This is a genomic window from Sphingobium sp. FG125 (assembly GCF_057809795.1).
In genome coordinates this window covers 101,836-116,419 of sequence record NZ_JBMDKQ010000010.1, presented here as the reverse complement: position 1 = coordinate 116,419, position 14,584 = coordinate 101,836, and the positions used below count along the sequence as shown (strand labels likewise).

General features: G+C 62.5%; 12 protein-coding genes. 8 read left to right on the top strand and 4 right to left on the bottom strand.

The genetic code is table 11. The annotated features are described in order from the left end of the window. Nucleotides 1-30: 30 nt before the first annotated feature. Complete coding sequence (gene ettA / locus ACODSR_RS11830; RefSeq protein ID WP_489076663.1) at nucleotides 31-1,716, top strand: energy-dependent translational throttle protein EttA; 1,686 nt, start codon at nucleotides 31-33, stop codon at nucleotides 1,714-1,716. Nucleotides 1,717-2,081: 365 nt separating this feature from the next. On the opposite strand, the gene ACODSR_RS11825 is transcribed toward ettA, so the two are convergent. After that, a complete protein-coding gene (locus ACODSR_RS11825; RefSeq protein WP_489076661.1) occupies nucleotides 2,082-2,894 on the bottom strand; it encodes an NYN domain-containing protein in 813 nt (270 codons plus the stop codon). Between the two features lie 11 nt (nucleotides 2,895-2,905). Continuing rightward, nucleotides 2,906-3,544 carry a carbonic anhydrase gene (locus tag ACODSR_RS11820; RefSeq protein ID WP_489076659.1) on the bottom strand — a complete coding sequence of 213 codons (639 nt, stop codon included), beginning with the start codon at nucleotides 3,542-3,544 and terminating at the stop codon, nucleotides 2,906-2,908. A gap of 38 nt (nucleotides 3,545-3,582) precedes the next feature. Here ACODSR_RS11820 and lipA point away from each other — a divergent pair, with 38 nt between their 5' ends. Both lipA and ACODSR_RS11810 read left to right on the top strand, forming a co-directional pair. Continuing rightward, complete coding sequence (gene lipA / locus ACODSR_RS11815; RefSeq protein ID WP_294136407.1) at nucleotides 3,583-4,578, top strand: lipoyl synthase; 996 nt, start codon at nucleotides 3,583-3,585, stop codon at nucleotides 4,576-4,578. 4 nt (nucleotides 4,579-4,582) lie between these two features. Beyond that, entirely contained in the window at nucleotides 4,583-5,059 is a 477-nt protein-coding gene (locus ACODSR_RS11810) for a type II toxin-antitoxin system RatA family toxin (protein WP_217672196.1), read from the top strand. Here ACODSR_RS11810 and ACODSR_RS11805 read toward each other — a convergent pair. Further along, nucleotides 5,005-5,523, bottom strand: coding sequence for a CinA family protein (locus ACODSR_RS11805; protein ID WP_119743800.1), 519 nt, complete (start codon nucleotides 5,521-5,523; stop codon nucleotides 5,005-5,007). The two genes, ACODSR_RS11810 and ACODSR_RS11805, sit on opposite strands and share 55 nt — an antisense overlap. 4 nt (nucleotides 5,524-5,527) lie before the next feature. Beyond that, on the bottom strand, nucleotides 5,528-6,715 hold the full coding sequence (locus ACODSR_RS11800) for a bifunctional 2-C-methyl-D-erythritol 4-phosphate cytidylyltransferase/2-C-methyl-D-erythritol 2,4-cyclodiphosphate synthase (protein WP_489076656.1): 1,188 nt from the start codon (nucleotides 6,713-6,715) through the stop codon (nucleotides 5,528-5,530). A 509-nt stretch (nucleotides 6,716-7,224) separates the two neighbouring features. Between ACODSR_RS11800 and dusB the strand changes: the two genes are divergently transcribed. The 5 genes from dusB to ntrX all read left to right on the top strand — a co-directional run bounded on the left by dusB (nucleotide 7,225) and on the right by ntrX (nucleotide 14,523). Next, nucleotides 7,225-8,247, top strand: a complete 1,023-nt coding sequence (gene dusB / locus ACODSR_RS11795; protein WP_489076654.1) for a tRNA dihydrouridine synthase DusB — start codon at nucleotides 7,225-7,227, stop codon at nucleotides 8,245-8,247. Then, nucleotides 8,244-9,353, top strand: a complete 1,110-nt coding sequence (locus ACODSR_RS11790) for a two-component system sensor histidine kinase NtrB (RefSeq protein ID WP_489076652.1) — start codon at nucleotides 8,244-8,246, stop codon at nucleotides 9,351-9,353. Before dusB ends, ACODSR_RS11790 begins: the two co-directional genes overlap by 4 nt. After that, nucleotides 9,353-10,798: a nitrogen regulation protein NR(I) gene (gene ntrC / locus ACODSR_RS11785; protein ID WP_489076650.1), complete on the top strand. Its 1,446-nt coding sequence runs from the start codon at nucleotides 9,353-9,355 to the stop codon at nucleotides 10,796-10,798. The genes ACODSR_RS11790 and ntrC overlap by 1 nt, the downstream gene beginning before the upstream one ends. Nucleotides 10,799-10,907: 109 nt before the next feature. Continuing rightward, nucleotides 10,908-13,163 carry a sensor histidine kinase gene (locus tag ACODSR_RS11780; RefSeq protein ID WP_489076648.1) on the top strand — a complete coding sequence of 752 codons (2,256 nt, stop codon included), beginning with the start codon at nucleotides 10,908-10,910 and terminating at the stop codon, nucleotides 13,161-13,163. Then, nucleotides 13,153-14,523 carry a nitrogen assimilation response regulator NtrX gene (gene ntrX / locus ACODSR_RS11775; RefSeq protein WP_006960543.1) on the top strand — a complete coding sequence of 457 codons (1,371 nt, stop codon included), beginning with the start codon at nucleotides 13,153-13,155 and terminating at the stop codon, nucleotides 14,521-14,523. The genes ACODSR_RS11780 and ntrX overlap by 11 nt, the downstream gene beginning before the upstream one ends. Nucleotides 14,524-14,584: the final 61 nt, after the last annotated feature.

Here is a 14,584-nt window from a genome sequence, read left to right as displayed (position 1 = left end):
CTCTTATCCTACCGTTGGAGCTGCCCGAACATGTCCGCCTCCTCGCAATATGCCTATGTCATGAAGAACATGACCAAGAGCTTCCCCGGCGCTGCCAAGCCGGTGCTGAGCAACATCAACCTGCAATTCTATCGTGGGTCCAAGATCGGCATTGTCGGCCCGAACGGCGCGGGTAAATCGACGCTGATCAAGATCATGGCCGGTATCGACACCGATTTTACCGGCGAAGCTTGGCCGGGCGAGAATATCACGGTCGGCTATCTGGCGCAGGAGCCGCAGCTCGACCCGACCAAGACCGTGCTGGAAAATGTCAAGGACGGCGCGCGCGAGACCGCGGACAAGATGGATCGCTTCAACGAGATCAGCAACATCATGGCCGATCCGCCGGAGGACGTCGATTTCGACGCGCTGATGGAGGAAATGGGGACGTTGCAGGAGCAGATCGACGCGGTCGATGGCTGGACGCTCGACAATCAGCTGGAAATCGCGATGGAAGCATTGCGTTGCCCGCCGTCCGACTGGTCGGTGGAAAATCTGTCGGGTGGTGAAAAGCGCCGCATCGCGCTGACCCGGTTGCTGATCCAGAAGCCCGACATCCTCCTGCTCGACGAACCCACCAACCATCTTGACGCGGAAAGCGTCACTTGGCTGGAAAATCATCTCAAGGAATATGCCGGATCGGTCCTGATGATCACCCATGACCGCTATTTCCTCGACAATGTCGTGGGCTGGATCCTCGAACTCGATCGCGGCAAATATTTCCCGTACGAAGGCAATTACTCCACCTATCTGGAGAAGAAGGCCAAGCGTCTGGAGCAGGAGGACCGCGAGGCGTCCGGCCGCCAGAAGGCGATCAATGACGAGCTGGAATGGATTCGGGCCGGGACCAAAGGCCGCCAGACCAAGTCCAAGGCGCGTATCAAGAAGTTTGAGGAACTGGTTGCTGGCCAGAATAACCGCTCACCCGGCAAGGCGCAGATCGTCATCCAGGTGCCAGAGCGGTTGGGCGGCAAGGTCATCGAGTTCAAGAACATCAGCAAGGCGTTCGGCGACAAGCTGCTGTTCGAGGATCTGTCCTTCCTGCTGCCACCGGGCGGCATTGTCGGCGTGATCGGCCCGAACGGCGCGGGTAAATCGACCCTGTTCAAGCTGATCACTGGCCAGGAAACACCCGATTCGGGCGAGATCGACATCGGCACGACCGTGCGCCTGGGCTTTGTCGACCAGAGCCGCGATCATCTGGATGACAGCAAGAATGTCTGGGAAGAAGTGTCCGACGGCCTCGATTATGTGAAGGTCAACGGCCATGATATGTCGACGCGGGCCTATGTCGGCGCCTTCAACTTCAAGGGGCAGGACCAGCAGAAGAATGTCGGCAAGCTGTCGGGCGGTGAACGCAACCGCGTCCATATCGCCAAGATGCTGAAAAAGGGCGGCAACGTGCTGCTGCTCGACGAACCGACCAACGATCTGGACGTCGAAACGCTGGGCGCGCTGGAAGAAGCGATCGAAAATTTCGCCGGCTGCGCCGTGGTCATCAGCCATGACCGCTTCTTCCTCGATCGCCTCGCCACCCATATCCTTGCCTTCGAAGGTGACAGCCATGTCGAATGGTTTGAGGGGAATTTCGAAGCCTATGAGGAAGATAAACGCCGCCGCCTGGGCGACGCGGCCGATCGTCCGACGCGGTTGGCCTACAAGAAGCTGACCCGCTGATATGCTGTTTCAGCCGGGCAGTTGCAAAAGTTGCAACTGCCCGGCTGTTTTTCGCACTTGCGATATTAGCGCTAATATTTGAAGAGAGCGGTGCCTTTCAGGCATCCTCTCCTAAACTTTACGGGCCGGTCCTTAACAGGATCGGCCTTTTTTTGGTTTAGCGCGACAGGGACGATGGACCTTCTCCGTTGAGGGAGAAGGATACGCAGCCTTACCGAACGCAGTGAGGTTAGGCGTAGTCGGATGAGGGTGCGCGCGCCATCGTTAGGGCAGAACACCCTCACCCAGCTACGACTAGGCAGCAAGCTGCCAAGTCTGCGCAGCCCTCTCCCTTGAGGGAGAGGGATATGGGGTACCCCTCAACATCAATTCACCCGTTTGATCCACACCTGTCCGCCTTCACGCGATTCGGTGATGAAGTTGGGGATGGCCTGCACCAGGTCGGACAGCCGCTTATAGCCATAGTTGCGCACGTCGAAGCTGGAACGGTTGCCCGCCAGCTGACCCACGGACCCCAGCCGCACAAAGCCGCGCTCGTCGCGTTTGACCGAATCATAGGCGTCGATCAGCAGCTTAATGACTTCCGCATCGACGGCTTTCTTGACGACCGGGGCGGGTGCTGGCGCGGGCGCAGACGCGGGAGGCGCAACTTTTGCTGGCGTGGCTTTTGCTTCGTCAGCTTTGGGCGCGCGCGCCGGGGCTGGCACCTTGCTGGCGATCGGTTCTTCGGCCGCTGCCAGCGCCACCACGTCGATGAAGCGGGTACAGGCGCGGCGGAAACCCTCCGGCGAATTCATCCGGCCAAAGCCATAGACCGGTATGCCCTGCTGCCGGATGCGCGTGACCAGCGGGGTGAAATCGCTGTCGCTCGACATCAGGCCAAAGCCGCTGACACGCCCGCTCGCCATCAGATCCATGGCGTCGATCGTCATCTTCATGTCGGTCGCGTTCTTGCCCTTGGTCAGGTCGAACTGCTGCTGCGGTTCGATCGCCTGCGCGATCGACAGCGCGGCCCAGGTCTTGAGCGTCGCCTTGCTCCAATTGCCATAGGCGCGGCGGATATTGACCGTACCCAGCTCCGCCAACACCGTCATCACCGGATCGAAATGGGCGGCCGACGCATTGTCGGCATCAATCAGCAGGGCGATATTGCCGCTCGGCCCGTCCAGTGACGTCATGCTATATCCTTTCAGGCAGGCGTGAAGATGCCGCTCTGCTCATCCATGACATGCAGTTGGCCGTCGGAAATGGCAAAGAAAGCGCCGATCAGTTTCAACGCGCCCTTGCGCTCTTTTGATCGAACGCAGGGGAAGCTGCGCAGGTTGGCCAGGCTCACCTTGACGCTTTCCTGCTCCATCGCCCGTTCGACGTCCCGGCTGCGATCGTCGCCATAACGGGCGATCACCGTTTCGCGCGCCGGGTCCAGCAGCTCGATCCAGCTATGGATGAAACCGCCTTCGCCGGGTTCTGCATCCTTCAGGTCATGACTGAGCGCCGCCTTGCAACCCCCGCATTTGCCATGACCCATGACGATGATTTCGCTGACTTTCAGCACCTGCACGGCAAATTCCAGCGCCGCCGATACGCCATGATGACCCGGCGTCGTCTCGAATGGTGGCACCAATGCAGCGACATTGCGGACGACGAAAATCTCGCCGGGATTGGTGTCGAAAATCTGCGCGGGATCGACCCGGCTGTCGGAACAGGCGATGATCATCACCCTGGGGCTTTGCCCTTCGCTCAGTTCGTCCCATCGCGCCCGCTGCTGGGTCCAGCCCGTTTGGCGGAAGCGGCGATAGCCTTCGATCATGTTAGAAAAATCAGCCATGCGCTGGTCTGTGCCGCACAATAAGGATGCTGGCAAGTATGGCCATATGGGGACTGGCAACTGGCGCGCTGGATCGCTATCTGGGGCGGATGAACGACATCGCCCCGATCCCCATGCCCGGTGACCCTGTCAAGCCGGAGCGCGCGCGCAAACCCGACTGGATTCGCGTCAAGGCACCGACCAGCCCGGCCTATCATGAAACGCGCAAGTTGATGCGCGACAAGGGGCTGAACACGGTATGCGAGGAAGCGGCCTGCCCCAATATCGGCGAATGCTGGACCAAGAAGCACGCCACGGTGATGATCCTGGGCGACGTCTGCACGCGGGCCTGCGCCTTTTGCAACGTCAAGACGGGGATGCCGCGCAAGGTTGACGTCAACGAGCCGCAAAATCTGGCCGATGCCTGCGCCGAAATGGGGCTGGAACATATCGTCATCACCTCGGTCGATCGCGACGATCTGCCCGATGGCGGCGCGTCGCAATTCGTCAAGGTGATCGAGGCACTGCGCCGCACGACGCCCAATACGACGATCGAAATCCTGACGCCCGACTTCCGCAACAAGCATGAACGCGCTGTCGAGATGATCGTTACGGCGCGCCCGGACGTCTATAATCATAATCTGGAGACGGTGCCTCGTCTCTACCCCACCATCCGCCCTGGCGCCCGCTATTATGCGTCGCTGCGGCTGCTCGAATCGGTCAAGCGACTGGACCCGTCCATCTTTACCAAATCCGGCATCATGCTGGGGCTGGGCGAGGAGCGGCTGGAAGTGCATCAGGTGATGGACGACATGCGGTCCGCCGACATCGACTTTCTGACCATGGGCCAATATCTCCAGCCCACCCCCAAGCACGCCAAGGTGATCGAGTTCGTCACCCCGGCCGCGTTCAACGCCTATGCCGCGATCGCGCGGGCCAAGGGCTTCCTGCAAGTGGCGTCCAGCCCGCTCACCCGGTCCAGCTATCATGCGGGCGCGGATTTCGCCGAAATGCGCGCCGCGCGTGAGGCGAAGCTGGCCAAGGCCGCCCGGTAAATCCATGCACCGGCATGAAGAGACCCGGCATCTGCCCTATAGCCCGACCCAGATGTTCGACCTGGTGGCCGATGTCGCGCGCTACCCCGAATTTTTGCCCTGGATCAGCGCGATCCGGGTGCGGTCGAACAGCGACACGGAAATGGTCGCCGACATGATCGTGGGGTTCAAGGGGATCAAGGAAAGCTTCACCTCCCGCGTCCACAAGCATCGGCCCGACCATGTCCGGGTCGATTATCTCGACGGCCCTTTGAAGCATCTGCACAATGAATGGCGCTTCCGCGACGATGGGCAGGGCGGGGTGCTGGTGGATTTCGAGGTCGAGTTCGCCTTCAAGAATCGCCTGTTCGAAATGCTGGCGGGCCAGATGTTCGACAAGGCGCTGCGCAAGATGATTGGCGCGTTCGAAACCCGCGCTGGGCAGCTTTATGCTCCGGGCGAATCGGGCAGCAGCAGTTCGAGCGCACAAAGCGCCGCCTGAAGCCGCACGCCGCCCCGGCCATCATTATCAAAATGCCGCATGTCCGCGACGATCTTGTCGGGGCTTGCCCCGCGTTCGGCGCGGGCGAACACAACGGTGCCGACCGGCTTCTGCTCGGTTCCGCCACCTGGCCCGGCGATCCCGGTGATCGCGACAGCGACATGGGCATGACTTTTGAGCAGCGCGCCCTGCGCCATGGCCCAGGCGGTGGCGATGGACACCGCGCCAAAGGTTTCCAGCACATCGTGCGAAACCTTCAGAAGTTCCGCCTTCATGTCGTTGGAATATGTAATAAATCCCGCTTCGAATACGTCGGATGAACCCGCGATTTCGGTGAGCGCGGCGGACACCAGCCCCCCGGTGCAGCTTTCGGCGACGGCAATGGTCCGCCCGGCGCGGCGGTTGGCGATGATGACCCGGTCGGCAAGTTCGACCAGGATGGTGGGGAGGATGCTGTCTGGCATCGGATCAGGATAGCGCGGGAAGGGAGAGGGTGGCAACCGCTTGCGCTGCAATACCTTCGCGTCGCCCGGCAAAGCCCAGCCGCTCGGTCGTGGTCGCCTTCACGCTGACCCGCTCGACCGATACGCTCAATATCTCGGCGATCCGCGCCCGCATGGCGTCGCGATGCGGGCCGATCTTGGGCGCTTCGCAGATGATGGTCAGGTCGACATGGTCGATCGTCCCGCCCCGCGCCATAACCCGGTCGCCCGCATAGGCCAGAAAGCGGTCGGACGACGCCCCGCGCCATTGCGCGTCGAACGGCGGGAAATGGCTGCCAATGTCGCCCTCCGCCAGCGCGCCCAGCAGCGCATCGACGATGGCGTGCAGCGCCACGTCCGCATCGCTATGCCCGGCGAGGCCACGATCATGGGGGACGAGCACGCCGCCCAGCCATAATTCCTCATCCGGGGCGAGGCGGTGGACGTCATAGCCCATGCCGACGCGCACCGTGCGGGCGCTCGCCAGCCTGGCCTCGGCGCGGGCAAAATCCTGTGGGTAGGTCAATTTTTCCAGCCTCTCATCGCCTGCGACAAGTGTGACGTCATGGCCCCAGCTTTTCAAAATCTGCGCATCATCCGTGGCTTCGCGGCCCTCGTCCCAGCCGCGGTGCGCCGCCAGGATCGTGTCGAAGCGGAAGGCCTGCGGCGTCTGCACCCGGAACAGCCCGTCGCGCGCCACGCCTTCGCCCATCGCCCCGTCCGCACCGCGCACCAGCGTGTCGGCGACCGGCAGCACCGGGATCGCCCCCTGCGCGCCGTCCAGTGCTGTCAGCAACCGATCGACAACGGCACCCGGCAAGAAGGGCCGCGCGGCATCATGGATCAACACCCTGTCCGCGCCGCCCGCTGCCGTGATCGCCTCCAGCCCCGCGCGCACCGATCCGCGCCGACTGTCCGCGCCCTGCGTCATCCCGGCAATCGCGCGATCTCCCAGCAGCGCGCGCACCTGCGCCTCCTGCCCGGCACCGATGACCAGATGGATCGCGTCAATGCCCTGATGCGCTGCCAGAGCGTCCATTGCATGGACGATCACCGCCTTGCCGCCAACGGTGTGGAACTGCTTGGGAATGTCGCCGCCCGCGCGGCTGCCGGTGCCAGCGGCGACCAGCAGGGCTACGGTCTTGTGCCTGTTGTCAGTCATGGCGCGGGGCATAGACCGTCATGCCGCGGCCTGCCAGACCGGTAGTGGCACAGTTTGAATTTTAGCAGATGGTCTGTCGCCTCCGACCTTCACTTTCTATATTCTCGGCGAAAGCATGGAGGTGAATATGCGCGGAAATTATCTAGGTGTTCATTACGATCCCCATCATGTGGCGAGTTCACACGGTGCGGCGTGGGTAGTCCCAATTGCGGTTCATCGCTTACCCAACGGGAACCCCCACCTCTCTCATGATTGTGGGAGCGCCACTGAATTGGAATATGTTTTGAAAGGCATAGAGGCAGATATTGCGCGGATACGTAGGAATATGAAGAAAATGTTTGACGACGGGCTGGCCGCAAGGAGGGCGCAGTGCGATGCCTAAAGGATCACGCAGAAAAAGGTGCCGAACAGATGCGATCGGGCTTGCCGTTTAAGACAGCTCCGCCAGACCCCTTCGCTTGCCCCGCGGGCCAATAACGGCTATGGGCTGCCTGTTTTTTAGGCAGTATCGTTCGAGTATCATGCGCAGGCTTTCCCCCATTTCCATCGGTCCGCTGACGATCGACATGCCCGTCGTGCTGGCGCCGATGACCGGCGTGACCGACATGCCGTTCCGCACGCTGGTGCGCCGCTATGGCTGCGGCCTCAACGTGACCGAGATGATCGCGACCGCCGCGATGATCCGCGAGACGCGCCAGTCGCTGCAAAAGGCCGCCTGGCATCCGTTGGAGGAACCGGTGTCGATGCAGCTGGCAGGCTGCTCACCTGCCGAAATGGCCGATGCGGCGAAGCTGAATGCGGATCGCGGCGCGGCGATCATCGACATCAATATGGGCTGTCCGGTCAAGAAGGTGGTCAATGGCGACGCAGGCAGCGCGCTGATGCGCGACCTGCCGCTGGCCGCTGCCCTCATCAAGGCGACGGTCGAGGCGGTGGATGTGCCTGTCACTGTCAAGATGCGGATGGGTTGGGACCATAGTAGCCTCAATGCGCCCGAACTGGCGCATATTGCCGAGGATCTAGGCGCGAAGCTGATCACCGTTCATGGCCGCACCCGGTGCCAGATGTATAAGGGGTCGGCAGACTGGGGCTTCATCCGCTCGGTCAAGGATGCGGTCAAGCTGCCGGTGATCGCCAATGGCGACATCTGTTCGATCGAGGATGCCGATATGGCGTTGGAACAGAGCGGCGCGGACGGGGTGATGATCGGGCGCGGTGCCTATGGCCGTCCCTGGCTGATCAGCCAGGTCATGGCCTGGCTGGACCGGGGCGAGCGCGTGCCGGACCCGTCGCTGGAAGAACAATATAACGTAATTATAGAGCATTATAAGGCGATGCTCGATCATTATGATAATTATACCGGGGTCAACATGGCCCGCAAGCATATCGGCTGGTATACCAAGGGCCTGACCGGATCGGCCGAGTTCCGTCATGCAGTCAATCAGGAGCCGGATGCGGACAAGGTGCTGGATATGCTCGCCCGCTTCTACGAACCGCTGATTGCGGGCGAGGTGGAGCCGGTGGACGCGCGCCAGGCGGCATGAGCGGCACGCTGCCGCTGGTGCCGCCGCTACGGATGCAGCAGGACGGGCCATCGCTGGCCGAACAGATGACCGCGCTGCCGGTGGCGACTTTGGTGGTCCGGCCTGACAACAGCATTGCCGAAGCCAATGTCCGGGCCGAAACCCTGCTCAACATGGCCCGGTCCGCCATCGTCGGCAGCGACGTCGCGCGCACCATCCGCATCGCGGAGGCCGGCGCGCGCTTCGATATCTGGCACAGCCAGAAGCCGATCGCGGCTTATGATATCAAGGTCCATGCCGGGCGCACCGCCGAAATGGAGGTCGACCTGATGATTGCGCCGATCGTCGATCATGATGGCTGGCGGGTCGTGTCGCTCCATGCGCAAAGCCAGGCGCGCAAGATCGGTCATCGCGGCACATCGGGCGGCGCGCGCTCCGCCATGGGCGCGGCGGCGATATTGGCGCATGAGATCAAGAATCCGCTGTCGGGCATACGCGGCGCAGCGCAATTGCTGGAAGGCGGGCAGGGCGGGCGCGACGCCGCGCTGACCCAGCTGATCTGCAACGAGGTTGATCGCATCGCGGCACTGATCGACCGGATGCAGGATTTCACCACCGACCGGACGCTGGAATGCAACCCCGGCAACATCTATCCGCTGATCGACCGAGCAGCCGATATTGCCGCCGCCGGTTTTGCCAGGCATGTCCGTATTATAAAGCGTTACGATCCGTCCTTGCCATTTGCCGTCATCAATGACGATGCGCTGGTGCAGGTGATGATCAACCTGCTGAAGAACGCGGCGGAAGCGCTGGAGCATGTCGCCAAGCCGCGCATTCGCGTCGAAACCGCGTTTCGCCATGGCGTGTCGGTCATGGTCGGCGGTGGCAAGGGCAGCGCGGTGCTGCCGATCGAAATCGTCGTGGTCGATAACGGGCCGGGCGTGCCGGAACATATTCTGGACCATCTCTTCAACCCCTTCATCACCGGCAAGCGCGACGGGCAGGGGCTGGGGCTGGCGCTGGTGGACAAGCTGGTCCGCGACATGAACGGATTTGTTCAATATGCGCGCGATGCGGAGGCTGGCGAATCCACCTTCCGCATATTGCTGCCGATGGGGATGGGTTGATGGCCGCGACAGGAACCGTGCTGGTGGTCGATGATGATCCCGCCATCTGCGTGGTGGTGGGCGAAGCGCTGCGGCGTCAGGGGCATAAGGTCAAGACCGCCGGGTCGATCCGCGAGCGCGCCGCGCTGATGGACAGTTTCACCCCCGATGTGCTGATCACCGACGTCATGCTGCCCGATGGCGACGGGCTGGACGGGGTGGCCGACATCATCGCCGCCCGCCCGACGCTGAGCGTCATCATATTGTCGGCGCAGAACACGCTGAACACCGCGATCCGCGCGACCGAAAAGGGCGCATTTGAATATCTGCCCAAGCCATTCGACCTCAATGAATTGACTCGCGCCGTGTCCGATGCGCTCGGCACCCGGCATGAAGCTGACGGGGAAACGGATGGGGGCGGGCTGCCCCATGACGGGCTGCCGCTGGTCGGGCGATCGCCCGCGATGCAGGAAGTCTATCGCACCATCGCCCGCGTGCTGTCCAACGACCTGTCGATCCTGGTTCTGGGCGAATCCGGCACGGGCAAGGAACTGGTGGCCGAAGCGATTCACAGCCTGGGCCAGCGCCGCACCAAGCCTTTCGTTGCGATCAACATGGCCGCGATTCCGCGCGAACTGATCGAGGCAGAACTGTTCGGTTATGAAAAGGGCGCCTTCACCGGCGCCCACGCCCGCACTGCGGGTAAATTCGAGCAGGCGCAGGGCGGCACGCTGTTCCTCGACGAAATTGGCGACATGCCGATGGAGGCGCAGACCCGGCTGCTACGCGTGCTGCAATCGGGTGAAGTCACCACCGTGGGCGGCTCCAAACCTGTTCGGGTCAATGTCCGCATCATCGCCGCAACCAACAAGCATCTGCCCCAACTGATCGAGGAAAACCGGTTCCGGCAGGATCTCTATTATCGCCTGAATGTCGTGCCGATTGCCCTGCCCGCGCTGCGCGAACGGCGGGAGGATGTGATCCTGCTGGCCCGCCATTTTCTGGAACGCGCCGCGCAGGAGGGGCTGCCGCGCAAGACGCTGGCCGACGATGCGACCCAGTTGCTGATGGTCTATCACTGGCCAGGCAATGTCCGCGAATTGCAGAATATGATGCAGCGCCTGGCCGTGCTGAGCCGCGAAAATGTCATCACCGGCGAAATCCTGCGCAACATGCTGCCGATGGATGCTGTCCCGGCCGACTATGCCGCACCCGCCGATCATCTGGCCCATGCCGTGCGCGACTGGGCAAAGCGGCAACTGGGCGTTGGCATCGGCCAGCCCAATCGCAATCTGCATGACGATCTGCTGGCGGTCATCGAGCCGATCCTATTGCAGGAGGTGCTGGCCACCGTCGATGGTAACCAGATCCGTGCCGCCGGGCTGCTGGGGATCAACCGCAATACGCTGCGCAAGAAATTGACCGATTACGGGCTGGACCCCCTGCAATTGCGTCTGACCGATTGATTGAGATCAGCGCTACGCGGGACGAACCGACGATCTGCATCGACCAGTAACAGCAGATGCGACAAATACTGTGTTTGATCGGGCACGGGGTTGTTGTAACAAAGCCACTATGAGCGGCGCGACTACAGTTTCCCGGCGGGTGCCGGCATGGCGGAAGCACCTGCCGCCCTTCCTGCGCCGGCGGCGTTTGGCTGCACTGGTCGAAGCGGTGACGCTTGGGCTGTTCGTGGGCATGGCGGTGCTGACCTACCGGCTCGTATCCAGTAGTGGCCAATCCTACGCGCTGCTGACCCCGCCGATCGTCGCGCTGCTGCTGGTTGCGAATCTTGTACCAGCCATCGCGTTGCTGGTGCTGTTGGGGCGGCGGGTCGCCAAGCGCCGCGCAGCCGCGTCGGCCATTGGTAGCGACGGTCAATTGCATGTCCGGCTGGTCGCGATCTTCTCGATCGTCGCCAGCGTCCCCATGCTGCTGGTCGTCATCTTTGCGTCCCTGCTGTTTCAATATGGCGTGCAATTCTGGTTCTCCGACAGCGCGCGCGGGATGCTCCAAAATGCCAGCGATCTGGCGCGCGGCTATTATGAGCAGAATCTGCGCGAAGTCGGCGACGAGACGGTGACCATGGCCAGCGATCTGCGCGACTATCTGGCCCAGTCGAAGGTCAACAGCCCGCGCTTTGCCGAAGGCTTCATCTATCAGGTCGTGACCCGCAAGCTTAACCGATCCGCCATCATTGAAGTCGGCAAGGACGGCGTCGCGCGCACCGCCGCCACGGTCGACCCGGAAAACCGCCCCGCCGCGCAAATGCTGACCGCCGCTGTGGTCAAGCGCTTGAACGCGGGCGAGAATGTCGTCGTTCAGGCCAAGCCGCAGCAGATCGAGGCGGTGACTTTGCTCTATCCGGGGTCGAAAATCTACCTCTATGCTACTCGCGATTCGGGGTCATGGGCGTTCAGCAATGTCGAGCGCGCGCAGAAGGTGATCGCCGATTATGATGTGTTTTCGGCGCAATCGCGGGCGTTGCAACTGCGCTTCAACGTCGCCCTGTTCGTCGGATCGCTGCTGCTGGTCGGCATTGCCGTCTATATTGCGCTGGCCGTTGCCGACTGGATGGTCCGCCCGGTCAATGAACTGGTGACGGCGGCGCGGCGGATCACCGCGGGCGACCTGTCCGCGCGCGTCACCAGTCCGCTGGCTCGTGACGAGATCGGCACGCTCGCCTCCGCCTTCAACCGCATGACCCAAAGGCTGGAGGCGCAGACCGGCGCGCTGGTCGCCGCCAACAGCCAGCTGGACGAACGCCGCGCCTTTATCGAGGCGATTCTGTCGGGCGTGACCGCTGGCGTGCTGTCGGTCGATCGGAAGGGCGTGATCCAGCTGCTTAACCGCTCTGCCGCCGCCATTTTGGTGGAGGAGGGCGACGATCCGGTCGGCTGCCTGCTGACCGACGTATCGACCGAACTGGCGGATCTGATCGCATCGGATGAAAGCGCGGGTATCGTGCAGATCCGCGCCCATGGCGACCTGCGCACGCTGGCGGTCAAGGTGTCGGACGATGCGTCGGGCCATATCCTGACCTTCGATGATATTACCCAGCAACTCTCCGACCAGCGCCGCGCCGCCTGGTCCGACGTCGCCCGCCGGATCGCGCATGAGATCAAGAACCCGCTGACCCCGATCCAGCTGGCCGCCGAGCGGCTCCAGCGCCGCTATGCCGACGAAATCACCAGCGACCGGCCGACCTTCACCCGGCTGACCGGCACGATCGTGCGGCAGGTGGGCGATCTGCGGCGGATCGTCGATGAATTCTCCTCCTTCGCGCGGATGCCAAAGCCCGTGTTCCGGCGTGAGACGGTGGGCGACATCGCCCGCCACGCGCTGTTCCTGCACGAGGTTGCGCATCCCGATATCCGCTTCGATTATCAGGCTGACACGCCCGATCTGGAACTGGTCTGCGACCGGCGGCAATTGGGGCAGGCTTTGACGAATATCGTCAAAAATGCGGTCGAAGCCATTGAACCCAAGCCGGAACCGGCAGAGGGCGAAACGCGCGGCCATGTGTCCATGCGGGTCGCACAGATGGGCGACGACCTAGTCATCACGGTGCGCGATGATGGCATCGGCCTGCCCCCGGAACGCGACCGCATCTTGGAACCTTACATGACCACGCGGACCAAGGGGACGGGTCTGGGCCTCGCCATCGTCAAGAAGATTGTCGAGGAACATCTGGGGGAAATTCGCTTCGATGACGCGCAGGGTGGCGGCGCATCGGTAACATTGCGTTTTGCTGCGGCGGCGCTGGAAAAATTGGAAGAAGGGCAGGTTATTGCCATGCCCAAAGGAAAAGTGACGGCCAATGGCGCTTGATATTCTGATAGTCGACGATGAAGAGGATATTCGCGATCTGGTCGCGGGTGTGCTGGAAGATGAGGGCTTCACGACCCGCACGGCCGCCAATAGCGACAGCGCGATCGAGGCGCTGGATTCGCGCCGTCCTTCGCTCGTCCTGCTCGACGTATGGTTGCAGGGATCGCGTATGGATGGCCTGGAGCTGCTGGACGAGATCAAGCGGCGCGACCCGACGATTCCCGTCCTGATGATCTCTGGCCATGGCAATATCGACACTGCCGTCGCCGCAATCCGCAAGGGGGCCGCCGACTTCATCGAAAAGCCGTTCGAGGCCGACCGGCTGATCCACCTCGTCTCCCGCGCGACCGAGACGGAGCGGTTGCGGCGCGAAAATCAGGTGCTGCGCGCCCGGTTCGGGCAGGATGATGAACTGACCGGCACATCCGCGGCGGTCAATGGCGTGCGCGCCACAATCAAGAAGGTTGCCGGCACTGGCAGCCGCGTCCTTATTTCCGGCCCGGCGGGCGTGGGCAAGGAAGTCGCCGCGCGGATGCTGCACAGCTGGAGCGGGCGCGCCGATTCCCCCTTCATCATCGTCGCCGCTGCCCGCATGGACCCCGATCGTGTCGAGGAGGAACTGTTCGGTCTGGAGGACCAAAGCGGCCTCGTCCGCCCCGGCTATCTGGAACAGGCGCATGGCGGCACCCTCTATATCGACGAAGTCGCCGACATGCCGATCACGACGCAGGGCAAGATATTGCGCGTCCTGACCGACCAGAGCTTCACCCGCGTCGGCGGCCAGCGTCAGGTGAAGGTCGATGTCCGCGTCATCTCCTCGACTGCGCGCGACCTGTCGACCGAGATCGAGGAACGGCGTTTCCGAGAGGATCTCTTCTATCGCCTCAACGTCGTGCCGCTGGTCATCCCGCCTTTGTCCGAGCGACGCGACGATATTCCGCCGCTTGTCGAACATTATCTTGCCCGTTTCGCGGCCGAACGCCGCGTGCCGCCGCCCGATATGGCGAGTGACGCCATGGCGGCGCTGCAAGCCAATGAATGGCCCGGCAATGTCCGGCAACTGCGCAATGTCATCGAACGCACGATGATATTGGCGCCAGGGGATCGCATCGGCCGGATCGAACTGGATATGCTGCCCGCTGAACTGACCAGCAGCGGCGGCGGCGAAGGCATGGGCCAGTCCGCGATCATGGGCGCGCCGCTGCGGGAGGCGCGGGAGAGTTTCGAGCGGGAATATCTGCGCATCCAGATCCGCCGTTTTTCCGGCAATATTTCGCGCACGGCGACCTTTATCGGCATGGAACGATCGGCGCTGCACCGCAAACTCAAGCTGTTGGGGATCACCGACGGCAAGGAATAGGATGACGATCAGAGGCGTTTCATTCCCCATGGACGCCCCTTCGCAATTGCGATACGATTAT

Coding starts and splice junctions, on each gene's coding strand:
- ettA (WP_489076663.1), top strand. CDS start 31: ATGTCCGCCTCCTCGCAATATGCCTATGTCATGAAGAACATGACCAAG.
- ACODSR_RS11825 (WP_489076661.1), bottom strand. CDS start 2,894: ATGACGTCACTGGACGGGCCGAGCGGCAATATCGCCCTGCTGATTGAT.
- ACODSR_RS11820 (WP_489076659.1), bottom strand. CDS start 3,544: ATGGCTGATTTTTCTAACATGATCGAAGGCTATCGCCGCTTCCGCCAA.
- lipA (WP_294136407.1), top strand. CDS start 3,583: ATGGCCATATGGGGACTGGCAACTGGCGCGCTGGATCGCTATCTGGGG.
- ACODSR_RS11810 (WP_217672196.1), top strand. CDS start 4,583: ATGCACCGGCATGAAGAGACCCGGCATCTGCCCTATAGCCCGACCCAG.
- ACODSR_RS11805 (WP_119743800.1), bottom strand. CDS start 5,523: ATGCCAGACAGCATCCTCCCCACCATCCTGGTCGAACTTGCCGACCGG.
- ACODSR_RS11800 (WP_489076656.1), bottom strand. CDS start 6,715: ATGCCCCGCGCCATGACTGACAACAGGCACAAGACCGTAGCCCTGCTG.
- dusB (WP_489076654.1), top strand. CDS start 7,225: ATGCGCAGGCTTTCCCCCATTTCCATCGGTCCGCTGACGATCGACATG.
- ACODSR_RS11790 (WP_489076652.1), top strand. CDS start 8,244: ATGAGCGGCACGCTGCCGCTGGTGCCGCCGCTACGGATGCAGCAGGAC.
- ntrC (WP_489076650.1), top strand. CDS start 9,353: ATGGCCGCGACAGGAACCGTGCTGGTGGTCGATGATGATCCCGCCATC.
- ACODSR_RS11780 (WP_489076648.1), top strand. CDS start 10,908: ATGAGCGGCGCGACTACAGTTTCCCGGCGGGTGCCGGCATGGCGGAAG.
- ntrX (WP_006960543.1), top strand. CDS start 13,153: ATGGCGCTTGATATTCTGATAGTCGACGATGAAGAGGATATTCGCGAT.